Origin of the sequence: Humitalea rosea, from assembly GCF_003253705.1 — a bacterium.
GTDB classification, from domain to species: domain Bacteria; phylum Pseudomonadota; class Alphaproteobacteria; order Acetobacterales; family Acetobacteraceae; genus Humitalea; species Humitalea rosea.
The window spans coordinates 105998-125753 of the sequence record NZ_QKYU01000017.1; the positions used below are offsets into that span (position 1 = coordinate 105998).

The window sequence follows — 19756 nt, forward strand, 5'->3', positions numbered from 1 at the left end:
ATGCCCCGAGACGCAGTGTTGCGGGAAAAACCGCCGATGTCCCCTCTGCCGCTGCGTGTCGCGGTGATCGGCACCAATGATCCGCGGAATTATTCCGGCGGGCGCTACCACAGCGCGATGCTCGCCTATGCCGTGGCCGCGGCGGGGGGCGAGGCGCATCTCGTCACCGATCACATCCCGAGCTTCGTCGCGGATATGGAGCCGCTGGTTCCGCCTGGGGCGCCGCACGGCGTCACCATCCACCGCAGCGCCGATTTCCTCGCGGGCCTGCCCGGCGGGCGGTTCGACTGGGTGATCGTGGTGCCGACCGGCGTGTTCCTGCCTGACTTCTACGAGAACTGCCTCGATTTCGCGGCCGGCGCCGGCGCCCGCGTGGCGCTGCTCAACTTCGAATCCGCGAACTGGTTCAACCAGGGCGCGCCGGTGCCGCGCGATCCGCTGATCTGGGACTATTGGCGCCGGATCTGCCTCGACGGCGGCGTGGTGCTGTCCAGCGCGCGCACCTCCGATCGCCATGCACGCGACTACTACCACGCGGCCCAAGGGCGGCTGCGCTTCGAGGTCTGGTCGCCGCCGGTCAATTCCGCCGCCGCCCACCGCTTCGACGGCATGCCGAAGGATGGCAGCCTGCTTGCCTTCGTCCGGCCGCAGGACGGGCACAAGGGCTCGAACGAGCTGACGCGGATCGACCCCGCGCTCTTCGCCGGGCGGGTGCTGCGCCTGGTCGCGGGGCGCGAGGTGCCGCCCGAGTTCGAGGCCACGATCCGCGCGCATCTGGCCACGGCGCCGGGCGCGCGGCTGGAGGTGCTGTCGCGCATCTCCGACGTCCACAAGTTCCGCCTGCTGACGGTGGCGCAGGCGGTGCTGTTCCCCTCGCGCTTCGAGGGCTTCGGCTACCCGCCGGTGGAGGCCGCCTTCGCCGGCACCGAAAGCGTCTGCTTCCCGCTGCCGGTGCTGCGCGAGACGGTCGGCGGCATCGCGCATTTCGCCGAGGATGACAGCATGGCGGGCTTCTCCGCCGCCCTCGCCCGCGCGCTGGCCATGCCGGAGCGGCGCGAGGCGCTGCGCGCGGCCGTGGCGCCCTTCGCCGATTTCACGGCCGCGGCGCCGCTGCTCGGCGATGTGCTGCTCCGCAGCGCGGATACCGTCGAACCGCTGGCCCCCCGTCGCTGGCGCGTGGCCCTTGGCCCCTGGGCGCGGACCGCGCCGCGCGCGGCGGCGCTGGTGGATCGCGACGCCGCCCTGCCGCCGCTGCCGGCGCATGTGCTCTCCGCGGTGCGCACCACCGCCGGGGAGGTGCTGGTCAGCGCGCGCGGCTATGTGCGGGACGGTCTGGACGAGATGGTGGCCGTCAATCCTGGCGGCCCGGCCTTGCCGTTGGTCTGGCGGGGCGGGGCGCCGGCCGGCGAGGTGACGCCGGTGGAGCTGCATATCGTCGCCCCAAGCGGCATCCTGGGCAAGCGGATCGCCATCACCGCCTGGCGCGACGGGCAGCCCTGGGGCGAGCCGCTGGAATTCCAGGTCGATCGTGTGTCGCCCGCGGCCGCCGGCCGCCCGGTGCTCTGCGGCATCAGCGAGAACGCCATCAAAGGCGAACGCCGCGTGATCCGCGGCTGGGTGCTTGCCAGCGCGCCGCTGTCCGAGGTGATGTTCAGCCCCGATGGCGTCGTCTGGTACGCCTGCGACAGCCTGACCGAGCGGCGGGACGTGCTGGCGAAGAACCCGGGCTATCCCTCCGCCCGCTGCGAATTCCGCTTCAGCCTGCCGGAGGGCGCCGCACCCGATCCGCGGGCCGCCCGGCTGCTGTGCTTCGCCGATGGCGTGGCGATCGATCTGCTGGTGCGCTGGCCGCTGGCGGCGGTGTCGCATTTCGCGCCGGATGTCGTGCTCGGGACCGGGGCGGCGTCGGCCAGGCCGATGCTGCCCGCCGCCGCGGCGCGGCTCACGGCGCCGGTCGCCCGGCCGCTGAGGGCTCCGCTCCGCCAGCAGCTTGGCATGCTGGACATCCAGGATGTCTCCGACGCGGTCTGGACCCGTGGCGTCGCCCATCGCGGCGATCGCGGGCGCCTGGGCGCGGTGCTGGTGGCCAAGGGGGATGCCCTGGCCGCCGTGGCGCCGGGCGTGGTGCTGCGGTTCGCCACGGGCGTCGCCCGGCGCGTGACCAGGACCGAGCCGCGTGGCGGCGGCCTGGTGCTGGTGCTGAACGGGCCGGTGCTGGCGGCGGGGAACGGCCACCCCGCCCGCATCGCGCTGCACGCCGCCGGGGACCCGGAGCTGGACGCCGCGCGGCCGGGGTTTCAACTGCACGACCATTCCGACGCGCTCTGGCTGCGCGGGGTCTGGAACGTCGATGACGGCCGCTTCCGCCGCGTCTTCTTCCTCAAGACGGCGATGGTCGAGAAGCACGGCATCGCGCTGGGCACCCGGCTGCGCTTCCCCGCCAGCGGGCTGCGTATCGTGACCGCGATCACGCCCCATGGCCGCGATGCCCGGATCGAGGTCGACGACGTGATCCGCCCCATGGCCGATGGCGCCCCGCGGCTGGTGACGGTGCTGACGCCGGACCGGTCGGGGCAGCCCGGCGCGCTGCCGCTATCCCTGGCGCGGGAGGCGGAGGGCTGGCCGCGCGGCATCTTCCACGCCGATGCCGCGGCCGGGCATGGCCGCATGCTGCTGCATCCCTCCGCGGCGCCGCTGCTCGCGCGCGGCATGGCGCTGCGGCTCGCGGATGGCGCGATGACGCGGGTGCTGCATGCCGCCGCCGCCGGGGATGGGACCGAGGTCACCGTCGATCGCGCGCTGGACCCGCAGCACCATGGCGACCCGGCGGTGGTCTTCATCGTCGAGCCGGCCGATGTGCCGGATGGGCTGCGCGCGCCCTTCCTGCATCCCGATGCGGGCTACAGCCACAGCGATCCGCTCCATCTGGACCTGCAATCGAGCCTGCGGGCACAGGGCCAGGTGCTGCGCGCGGTGCCGGCCCCGCGCGCGGCGGCGCGGCCGCGCGCGCTGTTCCTGACCCTGGTGCCGCCGATGCCGGCCACCCAGGGCAACCGCGTGGTCACCCGCAACCTGATCCGGCACCTGCTCGATCTCGGCTTCGATGTCGATGTGGTGCTGCAAGGCTGGCTCGAAAGCTTCGAGGCGATCCGCGAATTCGGCGATCGGGTGCGGATCCTCTCCGTGCCCTTCCCGCGCTGGGAGGACTGCGAGGCGGTGCGCCAGCGCGGGGCGGTGAAGGCCGCCGCCGCCGCCCTGGCCGCCGGCCCGCCGCAGGATGCGGCGCTGGCCGAGACGCTCGCGGCGGCCGCCGACCACTTCCACCCCGGCTTCATCGTGCGCGACGCCACCGTGGAACTGGCCCGCGACCTCTTCGCCGCCCATCGCTACGACACCATCATGTGCAATTACACGCACATGGTCCGCGTGGTGGAGGAGCTGGCGCGGATCGCGCCCTTGCCGCCGGTGTCGATCATCACGCATGACGCGCTGTCGCGCCTGCCGCGCGACTTCGCCGGGCAGAAGCTCGACACCAGCTACCGCGCCTGCCTGCCCGACGTGGAGGCCGGGGTGCTGGATGCGGTGCCGGGGGCGGTGGTGGTCGCGATCTCCAGCAGCGAGGCCACGTATTTCCGCGGGCTCGGCATCACCAACAGGGTGGTGCTCTGCGAATACGATGCGGCCAAGGAGATGGCGCCGGCGATCGTGCCCGAGACGGGATTCGCGCGCCGCACGATGATCTTCTACGGCAGCGGCAATCCGATGAATGTCGCCGGCATGGACTGGTTCCTCGATGAGTGCTGGGGCCCGATCGTGGCGGCGGTGCCCGACGTGCGGCTCGTCGTCTGCGGCAAGGTCGGCACCCGGTGGAACCCACGGCTGCCGAACATCCAGGTGACCGGGGAGCTGGACCGGGAGGCGATGATCGCGCTGTGCGGCGGCGCCAGCCTGTCGATCAACCCCTGCGTCGCCGGCACCGGGCTGAAGATCAAGACGGTCGAGGGCGTCTGCCTCGGCCTGCCATCGGTGTGCCTGCCGGCGGCGCTGGATGGGCTGGAGGATATGGCGGCACGCTTCGCCCTGGTCGCCAGCGATGGGCCCGGCTTCGCCGCGGCCTGCATCCGCCTGCTGACGGAGGAGGCGGACTGGCTGCGGCTGCGGGCCGGCGCGCTGGAGGTCGCGGGCGAGCGGTTCTCGGCCGAGGCGGTGTATCGCGCGCTCGATGCCGCGATGGGCTGGCCGTTGCCGGCCCACACGGCCCCGCCGCCCCCGCCGCCCCCGCCAGACGAGCCGGCGATGCCGCTGTTCGATCTGGGCACCCAGCTCGCCGACGCCGGGCAGGCCGAGCTGGGCTGGAGCCTCGTGGAGCGCGCCGCGCGCGAACGCCCCGGCGACCCGGCCGCGGCGGCCAAGGCGGCCCGCTTCGCGCTGGAGCATGGCCAGCCCTGGGCGGCGGTGCTGCAAGCCAGCGTCGTCATCGGCCAGCGCCCGACCGAGGCCGAGGGCTACCTGCTCGCTGGCCTGGGCCTGCTGGCCCTGGAGATGCGCGACGCCGCCCTGCCGTGCCTGACCCAGGGCGCGCTGCTGGCGCCGCACCACGACCTGTTGCTGGGCGCGGTGGAGCAGACGCTGGCGGGGCTGGGGCGTGGGGAGGAGGCCGCGCGCTGGCGCGCGCTGCGCCCGAGCGGGCTCGGCCTTGGCGCGTATCTGCCGCTCGATGCGGCGCGGCTCAGCGCCGCCTCCCATGACGGCTGGCAGGTCGGGGCGGATGGGACGCTCAGCCTCGCCGGGGGTGAGGCGTGGCTGCATCTCGCGCTCCCGGCCGAGGCGGCGCAGGCGGTGGTGCTGACGCTGGACCTCGCCCTGGCCGCCGGCGTGACCGGCCCGGTGCGGATACTCCTGGGGCTGAACGACGGGCTGGCCGAGCATGTGCTGGATGGCGCGCGGCGCATCCACAGCCTGCAGACAGGCGCCATCCTGGCGTCCCGCGACGGCTATGTCCCGGCGCGGATCAGCGTGACGGTGGCCGAGGCGGCACAGCCCGTCACGGTGATGGGGCTGACCGTGTCGTGCCTCTGACGGCGCGGCGCGGGGGGGGTGGACAGCCCGGCGCTGTTTCGATCAAAGCTCTGGGCCCTTGGCTTGGAGGTGCTGCTGGGCCGTCGCCGGTGATCCCTTCGTCCTTGGCAGACCAGCAGACGGAGGCCCGGCGCCAGGTGACGCCCTATCATGTGTTCAACCGGCAGCAGTGGTCCGCCTTGCGCGCCAATACGCCGTTGCTGCTGTCCGATGCCGATCTGACGAGCCTGCGGGGCTTGAACGAACCCGTCTCGCTGGCCGATGTGGCCGAGGTCTACCTGCCGGTGTCGCGCCTGCTGAACCTGCATGTCACCGCGGCGCGCAACCTCGGCAGCGTGGTGGAGAGCGCCTTCCTCGGCCGCCCGGCGGCGGCGACGCCGTTTGTCATCGGCGTCGCGGGCAGCGTCGCGGTCGGCAAGAGCACCTTCGCCCGCGTGTTGCAGGCGACGCTGTCGCGCTGGCCCGACCATCCGCGCGTCGAACTCGTCACCACCGACGGCTTCCTGCACCCGACCCGGTTCCTGGAGGAGCGCGGCCTGATGCGGCGCAAGGGCTTCCCCGAAACCTATGACCTGCGGCGGATGCTGGCCTTCCTGGCGTCGATGAAGGCGGGCGAGCCGAACCTCCAGGTCCCGGTCTATTCGCACGAGACCTATAATGTGGTGCCCGGCCGGTTCCAGATCGTCGACCGGCCGGATGTGCTGATCTTCGAGGGGCTCAATGTCCTGCAGACGGTGCCCGGCGCCTCGATCGTCGCCTCCGATTTCTTCGACTTCTCGATCTACCTCGATGCCGACCCGGTCGATATCGAGCGTTGGTATGTCGATCGCTTCCTGCTGCTGCAAAAGACCGCGTTCGAGCGCCCGGCCTCCTACTTCCACCACTACAAGGACCTGCCGGTCGAGGAAGCGAGGACCGTCGCCAAGGGCATCTGGCAGGAGATCAACCTGCCCAACCTGTTGCTCAACGTGCAGCCGACGCGGGACCGGGCGCGGCTGGTGATCCGCATGGGCCAGACCCATGCGGTGGAGGAAGTCCGGCTGCGGCGGACCTGACCGCCCAGCCTAATCCGCCCAGGTCGCATGGGCCTGTTCCCAGGCCGCGAGCCGGGCCTGCCCCGCCTGCACCAGCCGCGCCCGCAGCCCGGCATCGGCCAGCAGCCGCGCCGGCCCCTCCGCATCCGCCCCGAGCGCATCGCGGGCGAAGGGATTGCCGGCATCGGCCGCGACCGGCACCCCCACCGACCAGGCCAGGGCGATCAGCGCGCGCTCATCCGCCACCGGGTCGGGCAGCCATAGCCCGAGGCACACGGGGGCCGCCGCACAGAGCAAGGCGGCGAAGGCGATGGGCGCGGATTGCGTCCGGCCGGAGGGCGCGATCCGCAGCGCCTGGCCATCGCCCGCCAGCACCAGATCCACCCCCGCCGCCGCCGCCAGCGCGTGCAGCGCCTGCCCCGCCGGCATGCCGCCGGTCAGATGCGCGGCCAGCAGCCAGGGCCGTTCCAGCCCCAGCGCGGCCCGCGCCGCCGCCAGATGCCGGGCCGAGGCCGCCTCCTGCCGCAGCGCCGCGAAGCCGCGCAGCACCCCGCCCCGCGCCACCGGCCAGGGCCCCGGCCGGGCCAGCAGCGCGCGATCGGTATGGGCGAGCAGGCTCGCCTCGGCTTCCGGCAGGATGCCGCCCCCGGCATCGGCCGCCAGGGTCAGGCCAAGCCGGCGCGGCCGCGGCGATCGCGCGGGGTCCAGCAGCATGGCGGCGAGCGCGCCCGCCTCCAGCGGCACCAGCACGGCGACGTAGCGGCCGAGGCTCTCCGCCAGCCAGGGCGCCAAAGCGGTGGGGGCGGGGGCGCCGCGCAGCAGGCGGCGCTCCGCCTCGCCCCGCGCCGCCGCCACCTGGCGGGCGGCGGCCAGCCAGGCCTCCGGCGACGCGGCCCGCGTGAGGCGGGTCGCGTCGGTGTCGAGCGGCATGGCCCGGATCGGGCCGCCGCCGGCAGCACCGCAGACCAGCCGCCGCAGGCGCAGCCCCGTGGCCGGCGCCGTGCCATCGGCGGCGAAGACCTCGCCCTGGAGCAGCAGCGGCGCGCCGGGCGGGCCGGGCCGCAGCTCCAGCTCCAGCACCCGCCCCGTGCCGGGCAGGTCGAGGAGGCCGAAGTCCTGCGCCGCCACGGCGAGGCGCAGCCGCAGCGGCGCCGGGGCGGCGAAGGCAAGCTGCACCCAGCCGGTGCCGGGCGGCAGCAGCAGGGCGAAGCCGGGGGCGAGGCCACGGCCCTCGGCCGCATCCGGCGGGAGCAGCCCGCTGAGCCCGAGCGGCGCGGCCCCGGCGAGGCCGGGGACAAAGCCGCGCAGGATCGCCGCCTCCTCCCGCGCGACCAGCATCTGGCGCGGGGGCACGGGCGGCGGCGGGGGGCCGGACGGCAGGCGCAGGCTGCGCGTGGCGGCGGCGCAGAGCATGGCCTCCAGCCCCGGCGGCAGATCGGCGGGCAGCAGCACATCCACCGCGTCGAAGCCGGGCCGCAGCCCGTCCAGCGTGCCGGCCAGGACGGCGGCCTCGGCCTCGGTGGCGGCGCTGCCCAGCACCAGCAGATGGCGCGGCGGGCGCGGCGGGGGGGCGACCGCCAGCAGCGCGGCCAACGCCTCCTGCGCCAGACGCAGCGGGGCGGTCCGGGCGGGCGAGGCCCACCAGGCGCGGGCCGCCGCCGCCAGCGTGTCGCGGCGCGCCGGGGCCTCCAGCAGCGCCGCCAGGACCGGCACGAAGGCCTCGCGCTCGGCGAGGATCCCGGCCCCGGCCGCCGCGATCATGCTGCCCCGCGCGCCATGCGGCGTGCTCACCACCGGCAGGCCCTGGGCGAGGTAATCCGCGAGCTTCACGCTGGAGCCGCCGCCGTGCGCGACCGGGTTCAGCGCGATCCGCCAGCCGCCGAGCACGGCGCGCATCGCCTCCGGCGCCAGGACCCCATGCAGCCGCAGATTGGGCGGGCCGCCGGGGGGCAGGCTGTCGCAGACGCCGCCGACGATCTCGAAGACCGCATTGGGCAAGGCGGGCGCCAGCACATCGCGGATGAACCGCGCCGCGTCGCGATTGGGCGGGTGGGGGGAGCCGATGAAGCCGATGCGCGGCGGGCCCTCGGGCGCGGGCATCTCGGGCGGGCCGTCGTCCAGCAAGGCGTCATGCGGCACCATCAGCACCTGGGCCTGGCCGCCCAGGGCGCGCAGGGCCGCCGCATCCTCCTCGCTGCAACACAGCACCAGATCGGCGGCCAGGGCCAGCTCTCGCTCAAGCCCGCCCGCGGCCTCCACGGCGACCGCGGCGAGGGGATGCGCGCCGAGCAGGTCGCGCTTCAGCGCCGCTTCGAGGTTGTGCGCGTGGTAGATCACCGGCACCGGGCCGGCGGCGCGGCGCAGCGGCGTGAGCAGCGGCGCCATGTAGCATTGCTCGAAGACCAGCGCCTCGGCCCGTGGCGCCAAGCTGGCGAGCAGGCGGCGCAGGGCCGCATCGCCCCCGACATGGGCGGCGGCCAGGACATCCTCCATCGGTGCCGGGGCCAAGGCGCGCAGATCGGCCATGGCGACGCGCTGGGCGGCGCCACGCGGCACCACCACCTCCAGCAGCCGCGGCGCCAGCGGCGTGACGGCGGGCTGGTCGCCGAGGGTGAGCAGCAGCGTGTCCCGCCCCAGCCCATCCAGCATGGCGCGGCTGCGGATGGCGCCGCCGCTGCGCCCGCCGCCGATCGCGTAGTCGTTGACCGCGAGGCAGAGGCGCCGCCCCGCCGGCAGCGGCGGGGGCAGGGCCGCATCCTCGGCGCGCAGCCCCAGGGCCGCATCGCGCAGCCGCGCCGGGGGCAGGTCAAAGAGCAGGCCGAGCCCTGCCGCCGCCGCCGCGCCGGGCGCGAGCACCAGCCGCGCGCGACCGCATAGGGCCGCCTCCAACTGCCAGATCCGCTCCCAGGCCTCGCCGAGCCGGTCGCCCTGGAGCCCCGCCAGCGCCGCGGCCAGCATCAGGCCGCGCGGGGCGTAGATCTCGGCGGGCGGGCGGGCGAGCAGGCTGGCGGACCAGGGCGAGAGGTGCAGCACCAGATCGGCGGCATCGGCCAGCGCCTCGGCCTGGCGGCGCAGCGGGCCCGGACGGGCGGCGGCGGCGGCCAGGCCGAACAGCATGGCATCGCCCGCGATGCCGGCGGCGGCGAGCCGCCCCTCGGGCGGGATCTCCACCCCGATGCGAAGCTCGCGGATCTCCCCGTCCCGGGTTTCGGTGGCGGTGGGGCGCTGGCCGGGCAGGGGGGTCAGCAGCGTGACCTGCCAGCCCGCCGGGGCGCCGAGGCAGAACGCCCGCGCCCGGTGGTCACCCGCCTCGGGGGCCAGGACGAGCAGGCGGGCTGCGGGCGAGATCATCTGTTCCCCGCCGGACGGGCGGGGCGCGGCGCCTGCCGGCTCAGATCGAGACGAGTTCGACCCGCCATATTGCGATCGACAATTGCCGCCGGTCGTCCCCGCCATTGATGGAGGCGGGGGAGGCGGTGCGGATGGCATCGATATCCAGCCGCATGGTCGCGGCGCCGCCATCCTGCCCGGGCGGCGGGGCGGCGATCAGCGTGGTGATGCGCCCCTGCCGTTCCACCCGCACCGTGGTCCAGGCGCCGCCGTCCAGCGCGAGCTGGACCTGCTCCAGCGCATCCGGGACCAGCGTCGAGAGGACGAGCAGGCGGATCTCCACCGGCGTCCGCAGCCGGGGCAGGTAGATCGCGGCCTTGGGGGTCGGCCCGATCCAGCAGAAGCTGTCGCCGGAACTCGCCTTCTCCGGCCGCAGGAAGCCTTCGCGCCTGAGCTGTTCGTCAAGGTTCAGCGTCATCTGCGTCGGCAGCACGATCTCCTCGGCCACCACCGGGGCGATGGCGGGCTCCGGGGCCGGTTCCACCGGGGCCGGGTAGGGCAGCACCGTCGCCCCCTGCCATTGCGCGGCCTGGACGGTGAGCAGCCGCGCCTCCAGCATCGAGAGGCGGCGCAGCATCCACAGCACGCCCTCCTCCGGCTTCATCCCGGCCAGTTCCTGGGCGTAGCTGTTCAGCACGCGGCGCTGCAGCGCCTGATCGGCCGGCAGCCCGGCGGGATCGGCGTCGCGCAGGTCGATACGGCGCGACAGCGCGGCGGCCAGGGCGGTCGCGGTATCACTCAACGACTGGTTCGACATTGGCGACTCCCCCTCCTGACGCGCGTCTGCCCAGCCTCAGCCCAGCGAAAGCCTGATGTCGCACAGATCCGCCCCCATGGGAGCCTCATGCGGCGGCACCACGCTCACGACCAGATCGATCATCTCCGGCACAGCCGAGAAGGTAACATCGAGATCGGCCGATTCGCTGCCGGAAAGTGCAAAATCCCGCGACATCACCATTTGGCGAGACAGCGTGCCGACCACGTCCAGGCGCAGGGCAAGCCCGGCCGCATGCCCCCGCAGCCGCCCGGTCAGGCGCATCCGCCCCGCCGGGGCGATTCCGGCGCAGACCAGTATGGCGGGTCCGGTGCCGGTGCAGTTCAGGCGCAGCGTCTCGCGGTCCGGCCAACTCGCGGCCAGGCCCTCGCTGCGGAGCATCCCGGCCTCGGTCATCTCCGCCAGGCGCAACGGCGCGCGGCGGAGGCGGGCGGCGGCATCCCCGAGGGCATAGCCGCCGATCTGCATCGCGCCGCCGCAGAGGGCCACGAACAGCTCCTTCTCCGGGGTGCTCCAGGCGATTTCGGTCAGGCCCGGCCCGGCCGCCGCCGGGTCCAGCCCGTCGCGGCCCAGCGCGCCGCGCCCAAGCTCGGCCCGCAGCCGGTCGCGCAAGGGCATGCCGAGCCCGAGGAAGGCGGCGACCCGGCCGAGGGCGGCATCGGGATGGGCCAGCACCTCCTCCAACCCCAGCAGCGTCACCTGGGCCGGGCAGGCGGCGGCCAGCGCCTCCGCGGCCTCCATCGCGCCGGCCCAGGAGAGGCAATGCTGCACGAAATCCATCCCCGGCCGCGCCCGCATGCGGCTGGCGATGGTATCGACCCCATTGCGATGCAGCAGCACGACGCGCGCCTGGGGCAGATGCGGCAGCACGACCCGCAGCGCGGGCAGGATCGCCGCCTCCGGCAGCCATTCGGCCGCGCGCAGAAGCTGGCCGCCGCCCGGCGCGGCGCCGGCCAGCAGATCGTCCAGCAGCGCCTGGGCCAGGGCGGGGCTGATGGTCGCCGGGGCCGGCAGGCCGAGTTCGGCATAGCGCCGCGCCTGCCGCTGCCCGGCGTCGGCGACCAGCGCGACCCGTGCCAGTTCGGCGGTGGCATCGCGCTGCGGCATCCCCAGCGCCGCGGCGAAGGCGGCGGCGAGGCTGGTGAGGCCCGAGCGCGCGGGGCCGGCGATGAGGAGAACAGGGCTTTGCATGAGAATCCCGCCCTGTTCTGCCAAGTTACTTGCCGTGGACGAGAGGGTAGAGCGCCTCGGCCAGTTCGAGATCCTCGGCGGTCTTGATGACATGGCCGGCGAGGCGGTTGAGGCTGCTCAACCCCACCTTGCCCGCATAGGTCGCGCATTGCCCGGCATGGGCGGCACCGAGGTAGGTCTCGCTGCGCCAGCCGGTCACCGACCAGGTGACGCGGCGCACCGGCGGGAGGTCCTGCGAATTGGTCTTCTCGGTGAGGGTGAAATTCACCGGCTCGCCACGGCAGAAGGCTTCCAGCGGCTCATCCACCACGCTGAGCATCACGTCGTAGTCGCCCGCGACCATCTCCTGCACGAAGCGGGTGATTTCGGGCACCGTCAGCAGCGGGGCGATGGAATGCACCTGGAACAGCCGGTCGCAGGGGTGCTTTTCCAGGAATTCGGCGACGAACTGCTCGCTGGTGGCGACGTTGTTGGCAAGCTCCGCGGGGCGCTTGTGGAATTTCGCGCCCTCGGCCACGGCGATCTCGCCGAAGGTGTCGTGTTCCGAATTGACCCAGACCTCATCGAACACGCCGGCCGCGATGCATTTGCGGACGGCATGGGCGAGCAGGGGGACGCCTTGCAGGGGCAGCAGGTTCTTCTGCTTCAGCCGCTGGCTGCCCATGCGCGCGGGGATCATCGCTATGTTGGTCACGGTTGCCTCTCAGCGGTCGCTTCAGGGGGGGTCGCTTCAGGGAGCCCAGGGGGCGAGGAAGGAGAGCGGGTCGGTCGCCTGGGTCAGGCCCTGGATCGCGGCCCGGCCCATCGCGACCACCGCGGCATTGGCGCTGCCGCCGATATGCGCGGTGGCCAGGAAGTTCGGCAGGTTCAGCAATTCCTGATCCTGCGGCGGCTCGGAGGCGAAGACGTCGAAGCAGGCGCAGGCGATCTGCCCGCTCTGCAAGGCGGCCTTCAGCGCATCCTCATCCACGAGGCCGCCACGGGCGGTGTTGAGCAGCACGGCACCTTTCGGCATCGCGGCGAGGCGGGTGGCATCGATGACGTTCGCGGTATCGGGCGTGAAGGGGACATGCAGCGACAGCGCATCGGAACGCGCGACGAGCGCATCGAGCGTGACGCTCTCCACCCCGGTCTCGGCGCAGAAGGCGCCGATATCGCGGATGTCATGCGCCAGCACGCGCACGCCGAGGGCGCGCAGCATCCGCCCGAGTTCCCGCCCGACATGGCCGCAGCCGAGCAGGCCGACGGTAACTTCCGTGATCTGCCGGCCGGGGTATTGCCGCCAGGTGCCGGCGCGGATTTCCGACTGCGAGACGCTGACGCCGCGCAGGGCGGCGATGAGGAAGCAGATGGCGAGTTCGGCGACCGAGCGGCGGTTCACGCCGCCGCTCCAGCCGACCAGCACGCCGCGCTTCGCGGCCGCGCGCAGATCGACGTTGTCGAGCCCGACGCCATACTTGCTGATGATCTTCAGATCCGGCAGCGCTGCCAGCACCTCGTCGGTGATGCGTTCCAGCGCCACCACGGCCCGGTCATGCCCGGCCAGGAAACCGATCAGCTCATCGCCCGCGAGGGTGCGCCCGGTGTCGTTGAAGCTGGCGGAAGGATAGAGCGCGGCCAGCTCGCCGCGCAGGATCGGATGACGGGAGAACGATCGCGACAGCACCGCGACCCGCGTTGTCTCCGCCATTCATGCGGCATCCGTGAAGCGCATCGTCACCGCGGCATCCAGCGCCGGGAAGCGTGCGGTGACGCGCTTGCCGAGCGGCACATCGACATAGCCGGTGCAGCTGCCGGAGACGATGTACTGGCCGGCCTTCAGCGCATAGCCCCGCGCCAGCGCGGTCTTCACGAAGGCGAGCAGCGGGCCGATCGGTCCGCCATCGATCACCGCGCCGCCACCGGGGACAGGGTCCTGCCCCTCGATCTCCAGGATCACGGGCGCATCGGTCAGCCGCGCCGGATCGCCGAGCGGCGAGCCCGGCCCGACCACCAGCGAGCCGACCGCGCCGGTATCGGCGACCAGCCCGAAGCCGCCATGCGCGCCGAGGCCGGAGAAGCGCGAGCCCGGCACCTCGATCGAGGGATGCACGCTGGCGATGGCGGCGATCAGGCCCGGCAGGTCCAGATCCGCATCCGCGGCGGTCAGGTCACGGCCAAGGCGGAAGGCATATTCGCTTTCCACGCCGCGCTGGCGGGCCACGACGGCCGGCACGTCGCCGCCATCGGGGAAGATGCGCGACTGCGGGATCGGGCCGAAGAACTGCTTCGGCAGGCCCAGCGTCGCGCGGACCTGGGCGATGGTGGCGCCGAGCTTGAAGGCCCCGATCGGGCCAAGCTTCGCGGCGATGGCATCGACGATGCGTTCGGATCCGGCGAGATCGGTCGGGATTTCTCCCGGTTCGGGCGAGACCACATCGACGGTGTCAAATGCTGCCGCGATGCGTGCTGCCAAAGGATGGTCGTAAGTCACTGTTCGCACCCATTCCCTGTCGTCGGCATCATTGCCATGCGGCGTGACGCTCTGTAAAGTGTGTGCAGTGCAGCAACTTGAGGGGCCGCCTGTGACTTTGGTCAAGTCCGCGAACCTTCAGGAACTTGCAACAACTGCTTGCGAGGCGGTTCGCCTCACCCGTGGTTTTCTGCTGGAACAGAAGCAGGGCGGCGCCGTGGCGGTCTCCCAACTGGGCCGCGATATCAAGCTCGCCGCCGATGCGGGCTCGGAGGCGATCATCCGCGCCTTCCTGGTCGAGCATGGCGACCTCCCGATCCTCGGCGAGGAGGCCGGCTGGTCCGGCCGGGCGCCGGAACCGGATGAGCTGCATTGGGTGCTCGATCCGCTCGACGGTTCCTTCAATTATTTTCGCGGCGTGCCGCTCTATGGCGTCTCCCTCGCGCTCTGCCGCGGGCGCCAGGCGGTGTTCGGCGCGATCTACGATCCCGAGCGTGACGAACTCTTCGCCGGCGGGGCCGGGCTTGGCCTGAGCCTGAACGGCCATCTGGTGGTGCAGCCGGCGCCGGCGCGGCAGATGCTCGCCACCGGCTTCCCCTCGCAGGCGGATGTGGCGGATACGCTCGGCCGCCTCGGGGCGCTGACGGCGGACTGGACCAAGATGCGGATGCTGGGCGCGGCCGCCCTGTCGCTCGCCTGGGTCGCCGCCGGCCGCCTGGATGGCTACACCGAAAACGGGATCATGTGGTGGGATGTCGCCGCCGGCCTCGCCCTGGCCGAGGGGGCGGGCGCGCGCAGGATTGTGTGCGAGGCAATTTCGCAATTTGCAGTAAACGTGTTTGTGGAACGCTAGGCTTGTGGGCGCCCGACCCGGACCCAACCGGGCCGATTGTTCGGCGACCTGACCGGAGGCACGGCTGACGGGGGGCGGGGTAAGACCCGGTTCGTCCGGCTTTTTCGTGCCCGTTTTTAATTCGATCACTGGAGTCGCACATATGGCCCATACCGTAGGCATCATCGGGTTTGGCAAGATGGGCCAGATCCGGGCGGAAGCGCTCCGCGATGACGGCCGCGCCACTGTCACAAAGGTGTATGATCCCCACATGCCGCCGGACGGACCCTATGCGGTCGCCGCCACGGCGCAGGAGATCATCGACGATCCGAAGATCAACATCGTCTTCGTCTGCGCCACCAATGATGTGAACAAGCCGCTGACGATCGCCGCCCTCAAGGCCGGCAAGCACGTCTTCTGCGAAAAGCCGCCCGCCTTCACCGCCGCCGACGTGCTCGACATCATCGAGGCCGAGCGGGAATCCGGTAAGGTCCTGATGTACGGCTTCAACCATCGCCACCATGGCGCCGTGGTGAAGATGAAGCAGATCATCGACAGCGGCAGCTATGGTCGCGTGATCTGGATGCGCGGCCGCTACGGCAAGAGCGTGGACGGCGACTACCTGAAGACCTGGCGCGCCGATCGCGAGCGCGCCGGCGGCGGCATCCTGCTCGACCAGGGCATCCACATGCTGGACCTGTTCCTGCACATCGCTGGCGTCCCCTTCGACGATGTCCATGCCTATGTCTCCAGCCGTTACTGGAACATCCCCGGCATCGAGGACAACGTCTTCGCGATGATGCGGAACGAGGAGACCGGGATCGAGGTCTCCTTCCACTCCACCATGACCCAATGGCGCCACCTGTTCTCGCTGGAGGTGTTCATGGAGCGCGGGTATTGCGTGCTCAACGGGCTCAAGACCTCCTCCGGCACCTATGGCGAGGAAGAACTCACCATCGCCAAGAACCGCGCCACCGCCCCGGCCGCGAATTTCGACACCGAGGAGCGGATGCACTTCGCCATCGACACCTCCTGGGCGCGGGAGGCCGAGCATTTCATGGACGCCGTCTCGCTCGGCATGCCGGTGACGCAGGGCAATTCCAAGCATGCGTTGCAGGTGATGGAGCTGGTGGACCGCATCTACGCGCATGGGCACACCCTGGCGCCGAACCTTCACGAGCAGCTCCAGGTCGTGGGGCATGACCGCTGAGGCCCATACCGCTGACCCCGGCCCGGATGGGCTGGCGATGCTGGCCTTGGGGCTGCGGACCCGTCTGCGGGCGGTGATGGTGGAGCAGGCGCTGGCCGGCCGGGTGGCGCCGCCCCCCGATCCGGGCGGTCGCCCGCCCAGCCTGTTGCCCGCGGTCTTCGCCTCGGCCCCCGTGCTGCGCGGCGCCGCCCGCATCTGGCGCCAGCCGGGTGCCTCCGGCGGGTTGGAATGGCGCCTGTACCTGCGGCCTGAGGCCGATGCGGCGGCGCCGTTCCGCTATGCGGGGGCAATTCCCCACGACCTGCCGGCCGAGGCCTTCGTGGATGCGGCCTTTCGCCTCCTGCTCGGCCGCCCGGCCGATCCCGAGACCCAGGCCATCGATGGCGCGCGGCTGACCAGCTTCGCGGCGCGGGAGGCGCTGGTCGCCCGCCTCGCCGGCTCGGCCGAGGCGGCGCGGGGCCAGATGCTACGTCTGCTGGTCCTGGCGGTGATGCCGCCGGCGGCGGGCTAACCCAGCCGCGCCGGTGCCTCCAGCCCCGCGATCTCCCGGATCAGCTTGCGTTTCACCGCGACGCCGAAGGATTCGAAATCCTCGGCCACGATCATGAAGGCGCCGACCCCGCCGATCACGGCATCCTGGTAGTACAGGTCCAGCGGCATCGGCGGCTGGCGGCCGAAGGTGGGGCGGTCGTTGATGATGGGCAGGCCGTTGATGGTCACGCCCTCCGCCACCAGCCGGTCGCGCTCGGGCTCCGCCGGCGGGCCGCTGTTGTTCACCCCATCGCCCGAGACATCGATCACCCGCCGCGTCGCCTCGAAGGGGCATTCGGCCAAGGCGGCGCGGCCGGCGCGCAGCGCGCCCGACAGGCTGGTCCAGGAGAGGGAACTGCGCGGGGTCTGCGCCAGGGTCGCCGCCCAGGCATCGGCATCCGCCTGGTCACCAATGCGCGACCAGGGGACGATGACGCGCTGGTACTCGATCCCGGCCCATTCGATGTAGCAGAGCCCGATCGCCCCCATCATCCCGGTCTGGATCGCCCGGACCACGACCGGGTCGCTCACCGCCTGGCGGTAGCCTTCCCGCTGCAGCCGGGCTTCGTCCTCATCGATCGAGCGGGAGACATCCACGGCCAGGACCAGGGCGACATCCACGGGCTCCTCGGCGCGCGCTGCCCGCCCGGCGGCGGCCATCAGGATCGGTCCGGCCAAAAAGGAACTGGCCAAAAAGGAACTGGCCAAAAAGGAACTGGCAAGCAAAGCACGACGACGCATGGGCCCCTCCCTCCCGCGATCGCACTGCTTTGCCGGGGCGGGATGCAAGCAAAAACGTAATCTTGTGCCGCAGGCGCCAAACCCCTGCCCATCGGACGGGGATGGAGCATTGGCCGGGGCTGGTGCTAGATCGCCGTAAATGTCGTTACCCCTCCACGAATCGAGACCGCTTGAGCAAGCCGAGCCGCCCAGGCGGCTCGGGCTGGCCCATCCCCTGGTGCCCGCGCTGCCCGCCTGGGCGACGCTGCTGCCCGCGCTCGCCATGCTGGTCTTCGTGCTGCTGCCGCCGGCCAATCACGATGCGGCGGTGATCCTGGACGTGGCGCAGCGCTGGTTGCTGGGGGAGGCGCTCTACCGGGATGTGGTGGATGTGAATCCGCCGCTGATCTTCGTGCTGAACCTGCTGCCGGCGGCGATCGCGAAATGGACGCCGATCCCGGTGATCCCGGCCTTCAAGATCTGCCTGCTCGGGCTGTGCTGGCTGTCGATCCGGCTGATGCGGCGGCTGCGGACCGGGATGGCGGAGGGGCCGGCCGAGGCCGCGACCCTGGATGCCGTGTTGCCGCTGCTGCTCTTCGCCGGGGGGTATGACTTCGGCCAGCGCGAGCAGATGATGACGCTCACGGCACTGCCCTACCTCATCCTGGCGGCGCGCCGGCTGGATGGGCCGCCGGTCGCCGGGCGCCTGGCCTGGGGGACGGCGGTGCTGGCGGCGATCGGCTTCGCGCTGAAGCCGCATTTCCTGGCGGTGCCGCTGGCGATCGAGGCGCTGCTGCTCGCCCGCGCCTGGATGCAGGGCGTGCCCGCGCGCCGCGCCGCGCTGCGCGACCCGGTGCCCTGGATCATGGCGGCGGTCTGGGCGGTCTATCTCGCCTCCATCCCGGTGTTCTTCAGCGATTACGTGACGATCGTGCTGGGCGTGTTCGGCGATGCCTATCTCGCCTATGCCGCGCCGTCGATGCGCGTGCTGCTCTCCGAGCCACGCTTCGGCACCGCGCTTCTGCTGATGGTGATCGCGGTCTGGCTGGCGGCGGGGCCGGGGTCGGGGGCGCTCGCGCGCTGCTTCACCCTGGCGGCGGTGGGGGCGGCGGGCTCGGCGATCGTCCAGCAGAAGGGCTGGTCCTACCATATCCTGCCGATCGAGCTCTTCGCGCTGGGCGCCATCGCCATCACCGGGGCGCGGCTGCTCGACCGCATGATCTGGCTGCGGCCGGAGATGTCCCAGCGGGTCGGGCTGGCGGCGGCGATGGCGGTGCTGGTGCATATGTCGGCGGTGGGCGCGGCCCCCTGGCCGCAGCTCGGCTTCGGCTCCCAGCCCGAGGACCGGATGGGCGCCTTCCTGCAACGGGAGCTGGGCGCGCCGGGGGCGCGGGTGCTGGTGCTGGCGACCTCGATCTGGCCGATCCACCCCGGGCTGCAATATGCCGGGGCGCGCAGCACGCTGCGGACCGTGGACCTCTGGCCGCTGCGGGTCGCCTATACCCGCGGCTGCCCGGAGGGCGCCTTCGGCCGCAACGTCCCGCGCTACCGCGACGACCGCTGGATGGAGCCGTCAGAGCGCTTCGTCTGGCGTTCGGTCGGCACCGATCTGCTGGTCGATCCGCCGGATGCGATCCTGGTGGCGCTGCGCCCGGACATCCCGTCCTGCGGCAATTCCAGGTTCGACCTGCTGGCCTATTTCCGCCGGAACCCGGATTTCGCGGCCGGGTTTTCGCATTACGCGCCGGTGGCGCGCTACATCGGCTTCGAGCTCTACCGCCGCATTCCGTAACGCCGCCTCAAAGGATCGACCGGCCCTCGGTGATGTTGATGAGGCGGGGCATGGCGTAGACGGAGGGAATGCGGCCGGTTCCCTCCCGGATGCGGGAAATCAGCCCCTCGGCTTCGAGCTGGCGCAGCATGGCGTTGCCCCGGGCTCCTTGTCGCGGCCGCGCACCCCTTGCATGAGCCGTTGGTGGACGGCCTTGATCAGGGACAGCGAGAGGGGGCGCTCACCCAGCGCCTGCTCGGCCTCGCGGACCGCGAGGCGGTAGTTGGAGACTTCCTCGATATCGCCCCGCCGGGCCTCAGCGGCGCCGAGGCCGGCGTCGAACTCCAGGACCTCATCCAGGGTCGCCTGCGTGCCTTCGATCCGGGAGGACAAGACCGCTTCGTTGACGGTGATCGGCGACAGCAGCACGGCCGGATTGGGCAGGGTCTGCAACATGCCGTCGTAGCGGGCCAAGGCGGCGTTGGCCCTGCCGATGAGAGGCAGCAGGACGCGCCAGTTCAGACTCGTGAGCGGCAACGCGTCCGGGATGCAGGGCGACATGGCGGGCTCGATTCAGTGCCCTGGACCCTAACGTGCCATTGGAGTTTGTGAAAAGAGAACACGTGAGTCACTTTTCACAAGCCGAATAGCGAAAGATCTGACGTTCATCACCTAACAGGTTGCGGAAATTCGGCTGTTCAAACCGGTGTTGATCTGATTCGCTGATTCTGTGGATTGGGGGCGGTATGATGCGTGGAGCGGATCGTCAGA

General features: G+C 72.1%; 15 protein-coding genes. 6 read left to right on the top strand and 9 right to left on the bottom strand.

From position 1 onward, the window contains the following. Positions 1 to 36 precede the first annotated feature (36 nt). Complete coding sequence (locus C8P66_RS15355; RefSeq protein ID WP_111399160.1) at positions 37 to 5079, top strand: glycosyltransferase; 5043 nt, start codon at positions 37 to 39, stop codon at positions 5077 to 5079. Between the two features lie 104 nt (positions 5080 to 5183). Further along, positions 5184 to 6134, top strand: coding sequence for a type I pantothenate kinase (gene coaA / locus C8P66_RS15360; protein ID WP_211314162.1), 951 nt, complete (start codon positions 5184 to 5186; stop codon positions 6132 to 6134). A 9-nt stretch (positions 6135 to 6143) separates the two neighbouring features. Here coaA and C8P66_RS15365 read toward each other — a convergent pair whose 3' ends face one another. The 6 genes from C8P66_RS15365 to C8P66_RS15390 are packed head-to-tail and all read right to left on the bottom strand — an operon-like array spanning position 6144 to position 13951. Next, on the bottom strand, positions 6144 to 9464 hold the full coding sequence (locus tag C8P66_RS15365; RefSeq protein WP_111399162.1) for a glycosyltransferase: 3321 nt from the start codon (positions 9462 to 9464) through the stop codon (positions 6144 to 6146). Positions 9465 to 9504: 40 nt separating this feature from the next. Then, complete coding sequence (locus C8P66_RS15370) at positions 9505 to 10245, bottom strand: hypothetical protein (protein ID WP_111399163.1); 741 nt, start codon at positions 10243 to 10245, stop codon at positions 9505 to 9507. A gap of 51 nt (positions 10246 to 10296) precedes the next feature. Then, positions 10297 to 11469 (bottom strand): sulfotransferase, encoded by a 1173-nt coding sequence (locus tag C8P66_RS15375; RefSeq protein ID WP_158537264.1) that lies wholly within the window; start codon positions 11467 to 11469, stop codon positions 10297 to 10299. 25 nt (positions 11470 to 11494) lie between these two features. Continuing rightward, entirely contained in the window at positions 11495 to 12163 is a 669-nt protein-coding gene (locus C8P66_RS15380; protein WP_211314163.1) for an acylneuraminate cytidylyltransferase family protein, read from the bottom strand. Positions 12164 to 12199: 36 nt separating this feature from the next. Then, positions 12200 to 13159, bottom strand: a complete 960-nt coding sequence (locus C8P66_RS15385; RefSeq protein WP_111399166.1) for a phosphoglycerate dehydrogenase — start codon at positions 13157 to 13159, stop codon at positions 12200 to 12202. Further along, on the bottom strand, positions 13160 to 13951 hold the full coding sequence (locus C8P66_RS15390; protein WP_146422886.1) for a 2-keto-4-pentenoate hydratase: 792 nt from the start codon (positions 13949 to 13951) through the stop codon (positions 13160 to 13162). Positions 13952 to 14033: 82 nt separating this feature from the next. Between C8P66_RS15390 and C8P66_RS15395 the strand changes: the two genes are divergently transcribed. From C8P66_RS15395 to C8P66_RS15405, 3 genes are all read left to right on the top strand, one after another. Beyond that, the gene (locus C8P66_RS15395; RefSeq protein ID WP_158537265.1) at positions 14034 to 14774 is read left to right on the top strand and encodes an inositol monophosphatase family protein; all 741 of its coding nucleotides are present in this window, start codon (positions 14034 to 14036) and stop codon (positions 14772 to 14774) included. A gap of 142 nt (positions 14775 to 14916) precedes the next feature. Further along, positions 14917 to 15963 carry a Gfo/Idh/MocA family protein gene (locus tag C8P66_RS15400; RefSeq protein WP_111399169.1) on the top strand — a complete coding sequence of 349 codons (1047 nt, stop codon included), beginning with the start codon at positions 14917 to 14919 and terminating at the stop codon, positions 15961 to 15963. Beyond that, positions 15953 to 16474, top strand: coding sequence for a hypothetical protein (locus tag C8P66_RS15405; RefSeq protein ID WP_111399170.1), 522 nt, complete (start codon positions 15953 to 15955; stop codon positions 16472 to 16474). Before C8P66_RS15400 ends, C8P66_RS15405 begins: the two co-directional genes overlap by 11 nt. On the opposite strand, the gene C8P66_RS15410 is transcribed toward C8P66_RS15405, so the two are convergent. Next, entirely contained in the window at positions 16471 to 17172 is a 702-nt protein-coding gene (locus tag C8P66_RS15410) for a DUF1194 domain-containing protein (RefSeq protein WP_245903566.1), read from the bottom strand. The two genes, C8P66_RS15405 and C8P66_RS15410, sit on opposite strands and share 4 nt — an antisense overlap. A gap of 280 nt (positions 17173 to 17452) precedes the next feature. Between C8P66_RS15410 and C8P66_RS15415 the strand changes: the two genes are divergently transcribed. After that, on the top strand, positions 17453 to 19006 hold the full coding sequence (locus tag C8P66_RS15415; protein WP_111399172.1) for a hypothetical protein: 1554 nt from the start codon (positions 17453 to 17455) through the stop codon (positions 19004 to 19006). A gap of 7 nt (positions 19007 to 19013) precedes the next feature. On the opposite strand, the gene C8P66_RS24730 is transcribed toward C8P66_RS15415, so the two are convergent. Then, on the bottom strand, positions 19014 to 19136 hold the full coding sequence (locus tag C8P66_RS24730) for a hypothetical protein (protein WP_281271353.1): 123 nt from the start codon (positions 19134 to 19136) through the stop codon (positions 19014 to 19016). Then, on the bottom strand, positions 19106 to 19546 hold the full coding sequence (locus C8P66_RS15420) for a Fic/DOC family N-terminal domain-containing protein (RefSeq protein WP_111399173.1): 441 nt from the start codon (positions 19544 to 19546) through the stop codon (positions 19106 to 19108). The genes C8P66_RS24730 and C8P66_RS15420 overlap by 31 nt, the downstream gene beginning before the upstream one ends. Positions 19547 to 19756: the final 210 nt, after the last annotated feature.

Excerpts from the sequence above, each read along its gene's own strand:
- C8P66_RS15355 (WP_111399160.1), top strand. The coding sequence starts at position 37 with ATGTCCCCTCTGCCGCTGCGTGTCGCGGTGATCGGCACCAATGATCCG.
- C8P66_RS15365 (WP_111399162.1), bottom strand. The coding sequence starts at position 9,464 with ATGATCTCGCCCGCAGCCCGCCTGCTCGTCCTGGCCCCCGAGGCGGGT.
- C8P66_RS15375 (WP_158537264.1), bottom strand. The coding sequence starts at position 11,469 with ATGCAAAGCCCTGTTCTCCTCATCGCCGGCCCCGCGCGCTCGGGCCTC.
- C8P66_RS15385 (WP_111399166.1), bottom strand. The coding sequence starts at position 13,159 with ATGGCGGAGACAACGCGGGTCGCGGTGCTGTCGCGATCGTTCTCCCGT.
- C8P66_RS15400 (WP_111399169.1), top strand. The coding sequence starts at position 14,917 with ATGGCCCATACCGTAGGCATCATCGGGTTTGGCAAGATGGGCCAGATC.
- C8P66_RS15405 (WP_111399170.1), top strand. The coding sequence starts at position 15,953 with ATGACCGCTGAGGCCCATACCGCTGACCCCGGCCCGGATGGGCTGGCG.
- C8P66_RS24730 (WP_281271353.1), bottom strand. The coding sequence starts at position 19,136 with ATGCTGCGCCAGCTCGAAGCCGAGGGGCTGATTTCCCGCATCCGGGAG.
- C8P66_RS15420 (WP_111399173.1), bottom strand. The coding sequence starts at position 19,546 with ATGTCGCCCTGCATCCCGGACGCGTTGCCGCTCACGAGTCTGAACTGG.